Genomic DNA, 15,394 nt, shown 5'->3' on the forward strand with positions numbered 1-15,394 from the left:
GTTGCGCCGCTTTGGTGCGGTGGGGGTGGGGCCGGGCGCCTGATGACTCGGGGGTGCGGGTGGGTGGGCGAGTGCGGGCGCGTCGTGGCGGGTCGCGCAGTTCCCCGCGCCCCTCAAAAAGCGGGGCCTGCGGCCCTCGCTTCTTGACGAAGGGGCCGCAGGCCTTCTTTCAGGGGCGCGGGGATCTGCGCGATCAGCCCCCACCCACCCGCACCTGCCCACTCCCCCTGGCGGGGTCGAAGGGGCGCAGCCCCTGGGGATGGGACGGGTAAGGGCGGCGGGGGCGAGGACCCCTGGTCACTCCCCTTGGTCACTCCCCCGCCGCGGACGTCGCCTTCAACGCCAGCCACAGCTCCATCCGCACATCGGGATCGTCCAGCGACCGCCCGAGGATCTCCTCCACCCGCCGCATCCGGTACCGCAACGTATGTCGATGCACCCCGAGATCCGCCGCAGCCGCGTCCCACTGCCCGTGCCGCGACAGCCACGCCCGCAACGAGGCGACCAGATCCCCCCGCCCGGTCGCGTCGTGCTCCCGCAGCGCGCGCAGCAGCCCGTCCGCGAAGGCCCGCACCGCGTCGTCCGCGAGCAGCGGCAGCACGGACCCCGCCGCCAGTTCCTCGTGTTCGACCAGGCACCGCCCCCGCCGCCGCGCCACCGACAGCGCCTGCTCGGCCTGCTTGTACGCGGCCGAGACCGCTATGGGCCCGGCAGGCGCGGAGAGGCCGACGACGAGTTCCTCCTCCTCGGAGAACGCGGATGCCGCGGCGGCGCCCGCGGCGGAGGCCGACAGGGGAGCCGGGCCCCCGCCGGGGCCCGCAGCCGAAACCGCGGGACCGGTCGCGGCCGGGGCGGCTCCCGAAGCCGCCGCCGACGTCCCGCCCGTACCGCCCCCGCCCCCCGCGCCCCGGGCGGTTCGCGCGGTCGCCGACCTTGTCGTCTCCAGCGCCCCCGCGAACTCCCCGCACGCGGCGACCGCCGCGCCCCCGTCCACGGCGAGCACGACGAGCCGCTCCCCCTCGGGCACGACGAGCACGGCTTCTCCGCCCCGCGCGGCCGCCGCCTCGACGACCTCGGCGAGCTGCGCGAGCGGATGGCCGTTCGCAGTGGCGGCGGCCAACGCGGCGGACCGGTACCGTCCGCTCTCCCGGCCGACCGCCCCGCCGCTCCCGGCGACGCCGGCGTTCCCGGTCGACGCACCGGTCGGGCCGACCGCGCCCTCCGCCCGCGCCCGGGCCGCCGACGCGGAGCCCGACTCGGCGAGGATCAGCCGGAACGGCGCGTCCAGCAGCTGCCCGTACAGATCCCCGGCGACGGCCCTCGCGTGGTCCGGCTCCCCGGCCAGCAGCATCCGCAGCACCGCCGCCCCGATCCGCTGCTCGGCGGCGTGCAACGAGCGCGACCTCTCCGTCGTCAGCGTCAGCAGCGCGATCGCGGAGTGGACGGCGTACCGCTCGGCGGTGCCCAGGGCGGCGGCCGTGCCGACGGCGAGCGCGGCGCGGGCCCTGCGCCCGGTGCCGAGGGAGTGCAGCTCGACGCGGTCCTCGCCGCCGACGACCGCGCTGGCCGGGGCGGGCCGGTCCCGCAGCCGTTCGACGTCGGCGGTGAGCCGCCCGGCCCGCCGCTCCGCCCAGTCGGGCGCCGCGGCCACCACGGCACCGGAGGCGTCGTACAGCGCGGCCCACCCGTCGACCTGTGAGGCGAGCGCGGCGAGCACCCCCTCGGGACCGGCGCCCAGCGCCTGCTTGGTGAGTTCGCGCTGTGCGGCGAAGCCCGCCGTCACCGCCCGGTACTGGTCGGCGGCGATGGCCGCCGACACCGCCTTGCTGATGGCGAGGAAGGGCGTGCGCCGGGGCACTTCCAGCAGGGGCAGTCCTTCGGCGTCCGCCGCCTCGACGAGCGCCTCGGGGACCTCCTCGTAGTTCACCCCGACGGCGAAGCCGAGCCCGACGACCCCGGCTCCCACCAGCCGCCGTACATAGCGCCGCATCTCCTGCGGATCCTCCGCGTCCAGCTTGAGCGCGGTGATCAGCAGCAGTTCACCGCCCTCCATGTACGGGACGGGGTCGGCGAGCTCGCTGACGTGGGCCCAGCGGACGGGCACGTCCAGGCGGTCCCCGCCCGCCCGCACGGTCAGCTTGAGCGCGGAGTGGTGGACGAGCGAGGCGAGCGTCGGGGGCATCGGGCCTTCAGAACGGGTCGGAATCTACTCGGAGCGGCGTCGCGTCGGGGCATCGGGATCCCGGTCGGGTCGGCGATCACCGTCGTACGTTTTGGCCGCCGCGTATGAACGGCCAGTACCGATTCTGCCTCACCGTACGGTCACCGCGCGCCCCTCACGCCCGATCCCGCGCCCCTTCCGCCCCCATGACCTTCGAATGCCTCCGATGGCATCCGAAGGCCTCCGTCGTTCAGCCCCGCAGGTTCACCAGCAGCGGTGGCGCGTGTTCGCCGCGGACGTCCGTCAGGGACAGCACCGCGTGGCCGGGCGGCACGGCGTGCGCCAGCTCGGACGCGGACCAGCGCTCCCGCTCGACCTGGCGCACGGTGACGGCGCGGGCGGTCGGCGCGGAGCCGGTGATCACCCGGCGCAACGCGTGCCATGCCTTGCCCGCCGGGGAGTCCGCGATGATCTGCCGGTCGGTGACGTCCCGCGCCTCGGTCCACTCCTTGCCCCAGACCTCGGCGAAGTCCTGGCCGTCCCACGGGGTGATCCCGGACAGCGCCATACGGCAGCCGGTCGCGCCGAGCAGCGGCCCGCGCAACGGCCGGGGCACGTCGTCGAGGGTGCGCAGGGTGAGGACCGTGCCCGCGTTGGCGGACCGCAGCCGCTGGATGCCGCGTACGGCCTCGGGGGTGATGACGCCCGTGGCGTCGTCCAGCACCAGGCACGCGAACAGCGAGCGGTCCTCCCGTACCGACACGCTCGCGGTGAACTGCGCGAGCACCAGCCGGGCCAGGATCCGCGAGGCGTCGGCGTGGCCGCGCTCGGGGAGGTCGATGCGGACCCGGACGGGATGGTCGAGCGCCCGGAGGGAGAACGGCCGGGACTGGCCCGAGGTGTTGAAGAACCCGGCGAAGGCGGGCCGGTCCAGTAGGGCGACCCGGTCGGCGAGGACGGAGCCGACGTCACCGGGGTGCCCGAGCTGCCGCTCCCGCGCGTCCAGCTCCCGCAGCAGCGAGTCCTGCCCGGCGTCCTGGAGCGCCTGGCGCAGCTCGCCCAGCGGGCCGGGGGCGCCGTCGAGCAGCTGCCGCAGCTGCGGCACCGACGGGAACCGCCCGTGCACCGCCCGGAACGGGCCGAGCAGCTGCGCGAGCACGGTGGTCGAACGCCGGCTGTCGCCGCCGGGGTGCGGGTCGGCGAGGTCACCGACGAGCGCCTCGGCGAGGACGGCGGCCGCCTCGTCGGGGTCGGTGGTGCCGCCGTAGAGGTCCAGGTCGTACACGGACTCCGGGTTGCCGATGCGGACGACGACGTCGTAGGCGTCGACCGGACCGAGCCCCGCGCCCGCCGCGCCCACGACCACCACGGCGGCCCGGCCGGCCAGCGCGTGCAGGCACAGCGACTCGGCGACGGGCCACACGATGCCGCCGGTCTTCCCCGACCCGGCGGGGCCGACGGCCAGCAGGGACGTGCCCAGCAGTTCCGGGCCGAGGGCGAGGCCGGTGCCGCGGTAGGCGTACGGGTTGCGGGGGTCGTCGGCGGTCGTGCCGAGCCGGACCTGCCCGGTCACCATGTCGTGCTGCGCGAGCCGGCCCGGGAGGTCCCGCTCCCCCGACGGATGCAGACAGGCCGCCGCGCCGTCCTTCAGCACCGCGCCGGTGAACGTCGCCATGCTGTGCCGCCCACTGCGCACCCCCTGCCACGCCCGCATGATCCGTGCGTGATCCACATCCCGCATGAGCCCGGCCCGCGCCTCGGCACCGAGCCGGTCGGCGACGTCGGTCGCACCGGCCTCCCTGAGCTGCGGCCATTCGGCGGGATCCCGCTCGGGCGGCGGCAGGACCTGCCGCTCACGGGGCTGTTTGAAGCGCGGGGCGCCGTACCGGCGCCAGACCTCGCCCCAGCGGCCGAGCCGCCCGACACCGATCATGATCGCCAGAGCGACGACGACGTACCAGACATAGCTGAGAACGACCGCGGAGTACGAGTGGGCAGGGGCCCAGGAGTCCGGGATCATCGCATAGAGCGGCACCAGCCACCAGCCGCCGAGATAGCCGTTCCAGAGCAGGGACCAGATGAGCCAGCCGACGAGGAAGGCGATGACCGCGCCGCCGAGCAGCTGGCGGCCGGGCACGATCTCGGGCTCCTCCTCCGGCCTCGGCCGGTGGCCGAGCCGCCAGACGCCGGGCGCCGCGTCCGGCCTGGGTGTCCGCAGCCAGGTCAGGAAGGTGTTCCCGTCGGGCCTGGGCGGCGCTCCGGGCACGCTCGCGGGCATGGGAGGCAGCGGAGGCACCGCGGGCATCTCCGGCGACCCCGCCGGACGCGGCACAGGATTCGCATGCGTGCCCCGTGCGTCCCGCGTCCCGTCGCTGTTCATCGCCTTGCCCCCTGACCAGCCGTTCCGTCCACCATCAGCGTGCCAATCTAACGCTCTCGCAAGGGGAGTTCACCGCATACGCGGCCGGGTGGGCCCGGAAGCTGCCGGTCCGTGACCCGAGCGGCCCCGTTCACCTCCGACAACGCGCCATGTCCACCACGGACAAGCGGACTCCGCAACAACGCCCACATGGAGCATGCCCACCACTCCTCCTCGGTCCTAGCCTGCGAGAAAAGAAGACAAGCGTCCGTAACGCCCCCAGGAGCCCCACATGAGCGCACTTCCGCAGGAGCGCCGCGTAGTCACCGCCATTCCCGGACCGAAGTCGCAGGAGCTGCAGGCACGTCGTACCGCCGCGGTGGCGGCGGGTGTGGGCTCCGTGCTGCCGGTGTTCACCGCGCGCGCGGGCGGCGGGATCATCGAGGACGTGGACGGCAACCGGCTGATCGACTTCGGCTCGGGCATCGCCGTGACGAGCGTCGGCGCCTCCGCCGAGGCCGTGGTCCGCCGGGCCTCCGCCCAGCTCCAGGACTTCACGCACACCTGTTTCATGGTCACGCCGTACGAGGGCTACGTGGCGGTCGCCGAGGCCCTCGCCGAGCTGACCCCGGGCGACCACGCCAAGAAGTCCGCCCTGTTCAACTCGGGCGCCGAGGCCGTCGAGAACGCCGTGAAGATCGCGCGTGCGTACACCAAGCGGCAGGCCGTCGTCGTGTTCGACCACGGCTACCACGGCCGCACCAACCTGACGATGGCGCTCACCGCCAAGAACATGCCGTACAAGCACGGCTTCGGCCCGTTCGCCCCCGAGGTGTACCGCGTGCCCGTCGCCTACGGCTACCGCTGGCCGACCGGCCCGGAGAACGCGGGCCCGGAGGCCGCCGCCCAGGCCATCGACCAGATCTCCAAGCAGGTCGGCGCGGAGAACGTCGCCGCGATCATCATCGAGCCGGTCCTCGGCGAGGGCGGCTTCATCGAGCCCGCCAAGGGCTTCCTCCCGGCCATCAGCAAGTTCGCCTCCGACAACGGCATCGTCTTCGTCGCCGACGAGATCCAGTCGGGCTTCTGCCGCACCGGCCAGTGGTTCGCGTGCGAGGACGAGGGCATCGTCCCCGACCTGATCACCACCGCCAAGGGCATCGCCGGCGGTCTCCCGCTCGCCGCGGTGACCGGCCGCGCCGAGATCATGGACGCCGCCCACGCGGGCGGCCTGGGCGGCACCTACGGCGGCAACCCGGTCGCCTGCGCGGGCGCCCTCGGCTCCATCGAGACGATGAAGGAGCTCGACCTCAACACCAAGGCCAAGCACATCGAGGCGATCATGAAGTCCCGCCTCACCGCCATGGCCGAGAAGTTCGACGTCATCGGCGACGTCCGGGGTCGCGGCGCCATGATCGCCATCGAGCTGGTCAAGGACCGCACGACGAAGGAGCCGAACCCGGAGGCGACCGCCGCGCTGGCGAAGGCCTGCCACCAGGAGGGCCTGCTGGTCCTGACCTGTGGCACCTACGGCAACGTCCTGCGCTTCCTGCCGCCGCTGGTCATCGGCGAGGACCTCCTGAACGAGGGCCTCGACATCATCGAGCAGGCGTTCACCCGCGTCTGAGCCTTCTCGCGAGCCTTCCTGCGGGCCCTCTGGCGAGAGCCCTCTCGCAAGCCTCTCGTGAGCCTCCGCGAGCCCCTGCGCGCCCCCTGCCGGCCCCGCCCCGCACGGGGCGCGCATACGGAATCCCCCATCCGCCTCCGACGTCCCACGCTTCCCGGAACCGGAACGCGGCCCCGGATTCCGGTGCCTGTGGACGAGCGTCGGAGGGCGTGAAGAAGGTGTGCAAAGTGCATGTCGGGTCGCGTTTTCACCTGTCGCCACCGCACGGCCTGCCGTAGGTTCTTGAGCAGATGAGAGATACACCCCGCCCACAGGGAACTGTGGGCGACACCTGGTCGGGGCCTCCCCAGCTTCGCCCTGGTCGTGCCCTCGCGCACACACCCGGAGCTTCCGGCTCCGGATCTCCTCACCGATCGGATGGCCGCTCGCCCCAAACCCCCCGGGGCGCGCGGCACACCGATCCGGACGGCCGCTCTCGAACCACCCCCCCTGTTCGAGGGCGGCCGACCATTTCCTCCGGCCGTCGCGCCGGACTCCACAGCCTTCCCGGGCTCCCCGGACTCCTCCTTCTCGGCCTTCCGGGCCTTCTCTTCGCGCTGATCACCTGGCAAGTCGTCGCGGACGGCCCGCTGGCCCGCGCGGACGAACGCCTCAGCGACTCCCTCGTACGGCGTGGCGCGGCCGCGCAGTTCCTGGCCGACCTCGGCAATGTCACGGTCGCCGTGCCGGTGCTCGCGCTCGTCCTCGCCCACGTCGCGTGGCGCGCGCGTGCCACCGGTACGGACCACTGGTGGCGGCCCGCCGCCGGCGCCGCCGCGCTCATGGCGGCGGTACCGCTCTGGGTGGTCCCGCTGAAGGAGCTGGTCGCCCGCCCCGGCCCCGCGATCATGGGTCCGGGCACGGGTTTCTACCCTTCCGGCCACACCGCGACCGCCTCCGTGGCGTACGGCGCCGCCGTTCTGCTGCTCCTGCCCTGGCTGCGCGGCGCCCCGGCGCGCGGCGCGGCCGTCTGCTGCGCGGTCGTCGTCAACCTCGGCGTCGGTGCCGGCCTGGTGCGTCAGGGCTACCACTGGCCGCTCGACGTGGTGGCGAGCTGGTGCGTGTGCGCGATGCTCCTCACCGCGCTGAGCCGCTGGTCACGCCCCCGCTCCCGCACCCCGCGCCCCCACTCCCGTACCCCCGAGGGGACGGGCCTGGAGGAGCGGTAGGGGAGCCCACGCCGACCCGCGCGTCAGGCCTCCACGTCGACGACGACCCAGTCGGCGATCTCCCGCCAGAGCTCGGCCGAGCGCTGGTGGAAGGGGTGGGTCAGGTAGCGGTCGACGGCGGGGATGTCGTCCAGGACTCCCTCGGCGTAGAAGTCGTAGGCGACGGCCCGGGTGGACACATTGCGTCCGCAGCGCCATGTATGGAGTCCGGGCACCTCGCTGCCCACCTTCGCGGTGGACTGCTCCGCCTCGACGGCGCGCGGGTCGTTCCAGTCGATTCCCGGCTTGAACCGGAACAGGACGACGTGGCGTATCACAGCAGGTCTCCCGTGGATCGTGAGAAGGCGGCGAGCCGGGCGACGGCCTCGCGGAGGCGTTCCTCGGGGGCCAGCAGACTGACCCGTACGTATCCCTCGCCGTGCTCGCCGAACCAGTGGCCGGGGGCCACGGCGACCCTGGCCCGGGTGAGCAGGTCGTCGGCGAACTCGGCGGACTTCTGGTGGGCGGGGATCGGCAGCCAGGCGAAGATCGACCGGGGGATGGCGACGGGCCATCCGGCGTCGCGCACCCCGGCGACGAAGAGGTCACGGCGTCGTTCGTAGACCGCCGTCAGCTCGTCGACGCAGTCCTGCGGGCCGGTGAGGGCCGCGACGGCGGCGCGCTGGATGAACGGCGGGAGCGAGACGTAGTAGTGCTCCTGGAGGAGGTTGATCGCGGCGACGACGTCACGGTTGCCGACCACGGCTCCGACCCGCCAGCCGGCCATGTTGAACATCTTCGACAGCGAGATGAACTCGACCCCGACGTCCTTGGCCCCGTCCGTCTCCAGGAAGGAGACGGGCCGCTCACCGTCGAAGCCCAGTGCCCCGTAGGCGAAGTCGGACGCCACGATCACCTGGTGTTCGGCGGCGAAGCGGACGGTCTCGGCGTAGAAGTCCGGCGGGGCGGTCACCGATGTGGGGTTGTTGGGGTAGTTCAGGAACATCAGCTTGGCCTGTGCGCGGGTGGCCGGGTCCAGCTCCGTGTAGTCGGGCAGGAAGCCGTTCTCCCTGTGCAGCGGCAGGGGGCGCATGTCCGCCCGGGCGAGGACCACGCCCGCCCAATAGTCCGGGAAAGCCGGGTCGGGCATCAGGCAGACGTCACCCGGGTCGAGGAAGCACTGGCTGATCTCCACCAGGCCGGCCTTGGCGCCGAACAGGATCGCGACCTCGGTCTCGGGGTCCAGACGGACCCCGTGGTGAGTCGCGTACCAGTCGCTGATCGCGGCCTTGAGTTCGAGCAGGCCGGAGAAGGAGCCGTAGCGGTGGGTGGCCGGGTCGAGGACCTCCCTGCGGAGCGCTTCCACGATGTGCGGCGGAGTCGGCAGGTCGGGGTTGCCCTGGCACAGGTTGACGACGTCCTCGCCCGCGGCGACCATCTGGTCGATCCTGGCCACGGTCGTGGCGAAGGAGCTTCTGGGCAGGTCACGCAGCCTGCGCGCGGTCTCAGTCCTCATGGGCGACGACCTTCGCTCCCCGAGCCTGGTCCACGGCCGCCCCGGGATCCGGAGCCCCGGCGGTCGGGTGGCCGGCGGTCCGCTCGTCGCGCCCCCGGTGCGCCCAGCCGGTCAGGGCGAAGGCCATCAGGGTGATGGCGGCGCACACCCAGCCGAGGGCGTCGAATCCGTACGCGGAGAACAGGGAGCCGAACACCGCCGCCCCGATGGCCACCCCGAGGTTGGTGGCGAGGCTGTAGAACGCGAGGATCGCACCTCGGTGCTGTTGCGAGCACTCGCTCAGCAGGGTGCTGAGCAGGGTGACCACGAGGCTCTGCATCGCCCCCCACAGGAACAGGCACACCACGAGGAGCGGCGTCCAGCGCGTGGCCTGCGGGATGAGCGCGAGGGCCGGTACGAGCCCCGCCAGCAGCACGACGAGCACACGCTCCTTGCCCCACTCATCGGCCCATCGGCCGGTGAGGAAGCTGGTCGCGAAGCCCAGACCGTAGAGAAGGATCATGATGCCGGTCATGGAGCTGCCCGTGCCGAAGCGGTACTGCAGGGCGCTGCCGAGGAAGGTGTACATCCCGTAGAAGCCCAGCATGTTCAGGAAGGTGGCGAGGACGTAGGTGGGCACACGGGGCGCCAGGAAGGCGCGGGCCGCGTCCCGTACCCAGCCGCGGTCCGACGGCTCGGCGGCCGCCTCTCCGTCCGGTGTGGCGCCCGTGTTGCCGGCGGCGGGGTCGGCGGCGGTGCCGCTTCCGCCGGCCCGGACCAGCACCACGGTCACGAGGGCACCGAGGATCGCGAGCAGCCCGAAGGTCCAGCGCCAGCCGACCCAGCCGCCGACGAAGGATCCCATCGGTACGCCGAGCACGAGCGACAGCGACCAGCTCGACACGATGATGCCCATGGCCCGGCCGCGGTGCCGGTAGGGGATCTGGTCACCGACGAAGGCGTAGGCCGTCGGGACGAAGGCGCCCGTCGCCAGACCTGCCAGGGCCCGTCCCGTGAACAGCAGGGCCGGTGAGGGGGCGAGCGCGCACAGGACGGTCCCCAGGACGAACATCGTCATCCCGATCGTCAGGCTGACCCGGCGTGACATACGGTCCCCGAGGGGAGCGAAGATCAGGGCGCCGATCGCCGTCGCGACGCCGTACACCGTGACGGACAGCGCCATGAGGGCCACCGAGGTGCGGAACGAGTCGGCCATGCCCACGAGAAGCGGTGAGACCACCAGCTCCTCCGAGCCGACCGCGAAGATCCCCGCCATCAGGGCGAGCACGGTCAGGAGCGGGAATCCGCCGGAGCGTTCCTCGCCGTTCAATCGGTCCGACACTCGGCCAACCTTTCTTTTCTTTCTTTCGGTGCGGGGGGATCGCGAGAGGACGATCCGAAGGTCCTCCGCGGGCTGCTAGATGGCCGTGTAACCGCCGTCGACGGTGAGGGCGGTGCCCGTGATGAACGAGGACTTGTCCGACGCGAGGAAGAGGATCGCGTGGGCGACGTCCTCGGGCGTGCCCAGGCGGCCGATCGGATTCAGCTTGGCCTTCTCCGCCTTGACGGCGTCGTCGTGGCCGTTGGAGACGTCCGTCATCGGGGTGTCGATGATGCTGGGGCAGACGCAGTTCGCCCGGATGTTGTGTCGCGCGTAGTCGATGGCGAGGGACTTGGTGAGCATCAGTACGCCGCCCTTGGTGGAGTTGTAGGCGGCTATGCCGGGCCAGGCCACCAGGCCGCTGACGGAGCAGACGTTCACGATGGCCCCGCCGTGGGCGGCCGACATCATCTGGCGCAGGGTGTGCTTGGAGCACAGGAACATGCTCTTCAGGTTGGTGTCGACCAGCCGGTCCCACTCGTGCTCCTGCATCTCGTGCAGGGGTGTGGTGACCTCGATCCCGGCGTTGTTGACGAGAACGTCGAGTCGGCCGAAGGTCTCGGTGGCGGTGGTGACGAGCTGCGCGCAGTCCGCCTCCACGGTGAGATCGGTCGGCACGAAGACGGCGTCGAGCCCTTCCTCCGTGAGCTGCGCGACCACGCCCTCACCGCCCTTCTCGTCGATGTCCGCGACGACGACCTTCGCGGACTGCCGAGCGAACTCGATCGCGGTCCGGCGGCCGATCCCGGAGGCGGCACCGGTGACGATGACCACCTTGTCCTTGAACGCCACGAGTCGGTCTCCTCTCATACGCATGTCATGTGGCCGCCGTCGACGGAGATCTGCTGCCCCGTCACATAGGAGGCCTCCTCGGACGCCAGGAACCCGACGAGGGCGGCGACCTCCTCGGCGGTACCCGGCCGGTCCATGGGGATGGACCGCCGCATCCGGTCCTCGGCCTCCTGCGGCGAGATCCCCTCGGAGCGACTCATGTGCCCCACGGCACGGTCGTACCGCTGGGTGCGGATGACTCCGGGATGCACGCAGTTCACGGTCACTCCGTGCGGGGCGTACTGACTCGCCAAGTACTTGCCGGCGTTCGCGACGGCCGCGTTCACCAGACCGGAGAGGAACAATCCGGGGGCGGGTTCCTTTCCGGCGTTTCCGACGACATTCACGATGCGCCCGAACCTGTTGCGCATCATGAGCGGTGCCACCAGCTTGATCAGGTCCAGGTACGGGACGAGCTTCTGCTCCATGGCGGCACCGATGTCGTCGGCCGACACGCTGTCGAAGGCGCCCGGCGCCGGACCCGGCGCGTTGTTGACCAGAACGTCGATCCTTCCGAACCGGCGTTCCGTCTCACCGACGAGTTCGGCACGGAAAGCGGGCGAGGTGATGTCTCCCGCGATGACGCACGGGGTGGGTCCGCCCACGGATTCCGCGGCGACCTTTTCCAGGTCGCTCCGATTTCGGGCACAGAGGACCGTGGCATGGCCGGTCGCGTTCAGGCGCAGCGCGGTCGCCCTTCCGATTCCGCGGCCGGCCCCCAGGACGAGTGCCAGTCGGGTCACTCGCTTTCCTGTTCCGAGGCCGGTTTCGGGACCCGGTGGTAGCGCGGCGGGATGAAAATGTTCAGGGAACGCGCCACGGCGGTGTTGGGATTTGCTGCCCCGTGCCCCTCCTGACTGGCGCAGAAGTAGGTTCCGCCGAAAAGCAATTCATGCCGTGAGCCCTCGACGGTCATCTCGTAACGACCTTCCAGGCATGTGCCGATCTGTTCGTGGGAGTGCTTGTGATAGGGCATCTCGCCACCGGCCGGAATGTTGGCGAGCATGAGCTCGATCCAGTCCGCCAGGAAGAAGGTGACATCCATGCCGACGAACTTGCGTGATTCCAGCGGTTCGAGGAAATAGCCGCTGGGGGCGGGGTAGCTCTCCCCGGGCTTGTCGCGCTTGATCTCCAGCAGGACGGTCTCCTCGGCGGACGTGTTCGTCACGGAGAGGCATGCTCCGGGCGGGGCGACGAAGACGTCGTGCTCGGCCGTCATCGACTTCGTGACGCCCTCGACCGTCACGGCGAGTTCCCCGCGCACGACGATCCCGACCCGCGCCCACGCCGTCGCCGCCTCGTCGAGCACGGCTCCCGGCGCCAGATAGGAGAGCCGCACCTCGGTGTCGTCCCGCCGATAGGAATCGCTGCGCACGCCGTTCTCGTGCAGCAGCGCGTCAGCGGCCGGGAAGAAGGGGGTTTCACGCACACCGGTGGTCATGTCCATCCTTCTTCCGCGAAAAAACGGTCCAGGTCATGGGGATGCGCGAGAACCTCTGGACAAACCTCAGGTTGTACTGCTCGACCGCCTGCTCGTTCGTCAGAGCGATGTTGTAATGCCCGTCGGCGACGCGGCCGGCGGCCTGGCTCGTGGAGGTCACGGTCGCGACCTTCACAGGCCCGGCGACATGGTGCTCGAGCATCGGAACAGGAGCGGGGTGGCTGACGACCGTGTCGGTGCGCAGCACTTCGTCGTCGAACGCGAAGTCGGGCCGGGTGGCGAGGCCGTATTCCGGCGTGCTCCCATGAAACACACTCACCGGCTGCAAGCCGGGATGCATATAGAACGCGTTGATTTTCGAGTAGGCGTGGGGTACCAGTGCGAGGTCTATGACTCCGTCGACGAGGGCGTCCATGCACCGCTCGAACGTATCCTCAAGAGTTATCTCGCAATTCTCGGGATCACCTATGCAGCGCAGCATCATCCGGGCGATGTGCTCGCTGCTCGTCCCTTCCGGTCCCAGCGTCCCGATCTTGACGGATCGAGCGGGATCCAGGGGAAACAGCGCCATGAGCGCCTGCCTCTCGACTCCGGGAATCCGTAATAATTCCATGACCACCTCCATTCTTCCGCCTGGGCCAGTTGGCTGGCACATGTATCTGGGGACGGACTGGAGCTTAAGGCACTCGCTTGAGCCGTTCAAGTGCGAACTTGACGGCTTTTGTTTCCCTTGTGTTTCGTCAACGCGAATCAAGTCAATGGCGCAATCCATTCCCCTTGCCGCACCAAGAACGGTGTTTCTCGGGGGCCTTTCCGCTCAACGGTCCTGGTCCCCGGCGAGGCCCGCCGCCGCCTCGTGCATCGCCAGTTCCAGCAGGGCCGGGTCGGTGAGGGTGCCGGTGCCGTCCGGGGGGATCAGCCAGCGCACGCCGCCGGACTGCCGACCGGGGTACGGCACCACGATCCAGGTGCCGCGGCCCGCGCTGCGCACCCCCGTGCCGAGCCAGCGGGACGCCGTTCCCGGGGGCACGAAGAAGCCCATGCGGTCGTCGCCGAAGTCGACGAGCACGGGCCCGAGTCGGTCGATGATGCGGGTCAGAACGTCCAGCGTGGGGTAGCCGAGCTCCCCCGGCAGGATCAGCACGTCCCAGGCCCGGCCCGCCGGGAGCAAGGTGACTCCCAGGGGGTTGCGTTCCCACTCCCAGCGGCAGGCGTCCGGATCCGGCGCCACCGCTGCCAGCCACTCGACCGCCGTCTTGGCCCCAGTCATGACGGGGACCTTCCTCTCTGTAGAGCTCCGTCGGACGCGGGGTCGCGTCAGGAGCACAGACAGCGGTGCGGGGCGGGCATTACGCGGGTTCCCCTCATTTCCTGGTGGTGAATCCGATGATGGCATTCGAGCTGGGCGTACGCCGGTTCCAGCAAGGCGTACGCCCATGGCTCGCGAGCGCTTCGGTGCGCCCCCTCCATCCTGCGTGGTGTCAGCTGTCGAAGCCCAGCCCCAGACGGTCCATGGCTTTCAGCCAGAGGTTGCGCCGGCCGCCGTGGGAGTCGGCGCGGGCGAGGGACCACTTGGTGAGGGCGATACCGGTCCAGGCGAACGGTTCCGGCGGGAACGGCAGGGGCTTCTTGCGGACCATCTCCAGCTCGGTGCGCTCCGTGCGCTCCCCGGCGAGCAGGTCGAGCATGACCTCCGCGCCGAACCGGGTGGCGCCCACTCCCAGCCCGGTGTACCCGGCCGCGTAGGCGACCTTGCCCTGGTGGGCGGTGCCGAAGAACGCGGAGAAGCGGGAGCAGGTGTCGATGGCGCCGCCCCAGGCGTGGGTGAAGCGGACGCCCTCCAGCTGCGGGAAGCAGGTGAAGAAGTGGCCGGCGAGCTTGGCGTACGTCTCGGGCCGGTCGTCGTACTCGGCGCGCACCCGGCCGCCGTACGGGTAGATGGCGTCGTAGCCGCCCCACAGGACGCGGTTGTCGGCGGAGAGCCGGAAATAGTGGAACTGGTTGGCGGAGTCCCCGAGCCCCTGTCTGTTCTTCCAGCCGATCGACGCCAGCTGGTCGGCGGTGAGCGGCTCGGTCATGAGGGCGTAGTCGTAGACCGGGACGGTGTACGCGCGGACGCGCTTGACCAGGCTGGGGAAGATGTTGGTGCCGAGGGCGACCTGACGGGCGCGGACCTGGCCGTACGGGGTGCGGACGGCCATGCCGGCGCCGTACGCCTTCAGATCCAGCGCGGGAGTGTGCTCGTAGACGCGGACGCCGAGCTTCACACAGGCGCGCTTGAGGCCCCAGGCGAGCTTGGCGGGGTGCACCATCGCGACGCCCCGGCGGTCGTGGAGCCCGGCCTCGAAGGTCGGTGAGGCGACCTGTTCACGGACGGCGTCCGCGTCGAGGAACTCGATGCCGTCGGCGAGGCCCCTGCGGCTGATCTCGTCGTACCAGTCGCGCAACTCCCAGGCCTGGTAGGTCTCCGTGGCGACATCGATCTCACCGGTGCGTTCGAAGTCGCAGTCGAGGTCGTGCCGGGCGACCGCCGCCTCGATCTCGTCGAGGTTGCGGGCGCCCAGCTCCTCCAGCTTGTGGATCTCGTCCGGCCAGCGGCTGAGGCCGTTGGCCAGACCGTGGGTGAGGGAGGCGGCGCAGAAGCCGCCGTTGCGTCCGGAGGCGGCCCAGCCCACCTCACGGCCTTCCAGCAGGACGACATCCCGTCCGGGGTCGCGCTCCTTGGCGATGAGCGCGGTCCACAGTCCGCTGTAGCCGCCGCCGACGACCAGCAGGTCGCAGGTCTCGGCGCCGGTGAGGGCGGGCTCGGGGTGGGGCTTGCCGGGGTCTTCGAGCCAGTACGGGACCGGCTGTGCGTCGGAGAGAGACTTTGTCCAACGGTTCATGGCGCTAGGGGCCATGATTTCAACTCC

The 15,394-nt window shown here is 71.2% G+C and carries 13 protein-coding genes; 2 read left to right on the plus strand and 11 right to left on the minus strand.

Features of this window, described 5'->3' with window-relative positions; genetic code table 11:
* Positions 1-310: 310 nt before the first annotated feature.
* Positions 311-2,182 carry a PucR family transcriptional regulator gene (locus M8J73_RS28965; protein ID WP_249829272.1) on the minus strand — a complete coding sequence of 624 codons (1,872 nt, stop codon included), beginning with the start codon at positions 2,180-2,182 and terminating at the stop codon, positions 311-313.
* 229 nt (positions 2,183-2,411) lie between these two features.
* A complete protein-coding gene (locus M8J73_RS28970; RefSeq protein ID WP_249829273.1) occupies positions 2,412-4,541 on the minus strand; it encodes an ATP-binding protein in 2,130 nt (709 codons plus the stop codon).
* Positions 4,542-4,812: 271 nt separating this feature from the next.
* On the opposite strand from M8J73_RS28970, the gene gabT reads away from it, so the two are divergent.
* On the plus strand, positions 4,813-6,147 hold the full coding sequence (gabT, locus tag M8J73_RS28975; protein WP_055542888.1) for a 4-aminobutyrate--2-oxoglutarate transaminase: 1,335 nt from the start codon (positions 4,813-4,815) through the stop codon (positions 6,145-6,147).
* Positions 6,148-6,467: 320 nt separating this feature from the next.
* Positions 6,468-7,355, plus strand: coding sequence for a phosphatase PAP2 family protein (locus M8J73_RS28980; RefSeq protein WP_249829274.1), 888 nt, complete (start codon positions 6,468-6,470; stop codon positions 7,353-7,355).
* Positions 7,356-7,378: 23 nt separating this feature from the next.
* On the opposite strand, the gene M8J73_RS28985 is transcribed toward M8J73_RS28980, so the two are convergent.
* The 9 genes from M8J73_RS28985 to M8J73_RS29025 all read right to left on the minus strand — a co-directional run bounded on the left by M8J73_RS28985 (position 7,379) and on the right by M8J73_RS29025 (position 15,382).
* The gene (locus tag M8J73_RS28985; RefSeq protein ID WP_055540677.1) at positions 7,379-7,672 is read right to left on the minus strand and encodes a Dabb family protein; all 294 of its coding nucleotides are present in this window, start codon (positions 7,670-7,672) and stop codon (positions 7,379-7,381) included.
* A complete protein-coding gene (locus M8J73_RS28990) occupies positions 7,669-8,850 on the minus strand; it encodes an aminotransferase class I/II-fold pyridoxal phosphate-dependent enzyme (RefSeq protein ID WP_055540678.1) in 1,182 nt (393 codons plus the stop codon). Before M8J73_RS28990 ends, M8J73_RS28985 begins: the two co-directional genes overlap by 4 nt.
* Positions 8,840-10,171, minus strand: a complete 1,332-nt coding sequence (locus M8J73_RS28995; protein WP_240501543.1) for an MFS transporter — start codon at positions 10,169-10,171, stop codon at positions 8,840-8,842. The genes M8J73_RS28990 and M8J73_RS28995 overlap by 11 nt, the downstream gene beginning before the upstream one ends.
* Before the next feature lie 75 nt (positions 10,172-10,246).
* Positions 10,247-11,002, minus strand: coding sequence for an SDR family NAD(P)-dependent oxidoreductase (locus M8J73_RS29000; protein WP_240501545.1), 756 nt, complete (start codon positions 11,000-11,002; stop codon positions 10,247-10,249).
* Positions 11,003-11,016: 14 nt separating this feature from the next.
* Entirely contained in the window at positions 11,017-11,784 is a 768-nt protein-coding gene (locus tag M8J73_RS29005) for an SDR family oxidoreductase (protein ID WP_055540680.1), read from the minus strand.
* Positions 11,781-12,482: a cupin domain-containing protein gene (locus M8J73_RS29010; RefSeq protein WP_055540681.1), complete on the minus strand. Its 702-nt coding sequence runs from the start codon at positions 12,480-12,482 to the stop codon at positions 11,781-11,783. The genes M8J73_RS29005 and M8J73_RS29010 overlap by 4 nt, the downstream gene beginning before the upstream one ends.
* Positions 12,463-13,107 (minus strand): type 2 periplasmic-binding domain-containing protein, encoded by a 645-nt coding sequence (locus tag M8J73_RS29015; RefSeq protein ID WP_055540682.1) that lies wholly within the window; start codon positions 13,105-13,107, stop codon positions 12,463-12,465. The genes M8J73_RS29010 and M8J73_RS29015 overlap by 20 nt, the downstream gene beginning before the upstream one ends.
* A 192-nt stretch (positions 13,108-13,299) precedes the next feature.
* The gene (locus M8J73_RS29020) at positions 13,300-13,752 is read right to left on the minus strand and encodes a hypothetical protein (RefSeq protein ID WP_055540683.1); all 453 of its coding nucleotides are present in this window, start codon (positions 13,750-13,752) and stop codon (positions 13,300-13,302) included.
* Positions 13,753-13,963: 211 nt separating this feature from the next.
* Positions 13,964-15,382, minus strand: coding sequence for an NAD(P)/FAD-dependent oxidoreductase (locus M8J73_RS29025; protein WP_055540684.1), 1,419 nt, complete (start codon positions 15,380-15,382; stop codon positions 13,964-13,966).
* Positions 15,383-15,394 lie beyond the last annotated feature (12 nt).

The sequence above is a fragment of the Streptomyces neyagawaensis genome (assembly GCF_023516595.1).
In the GTDB taxonomy this organism is placed as follows: domain Bacteria; phylum Actinomycetota; class Actinomycetes; order Streptomycetales; family Streptomycetaceae; genus Streptomyces; species Streptomyces neyagawaensis.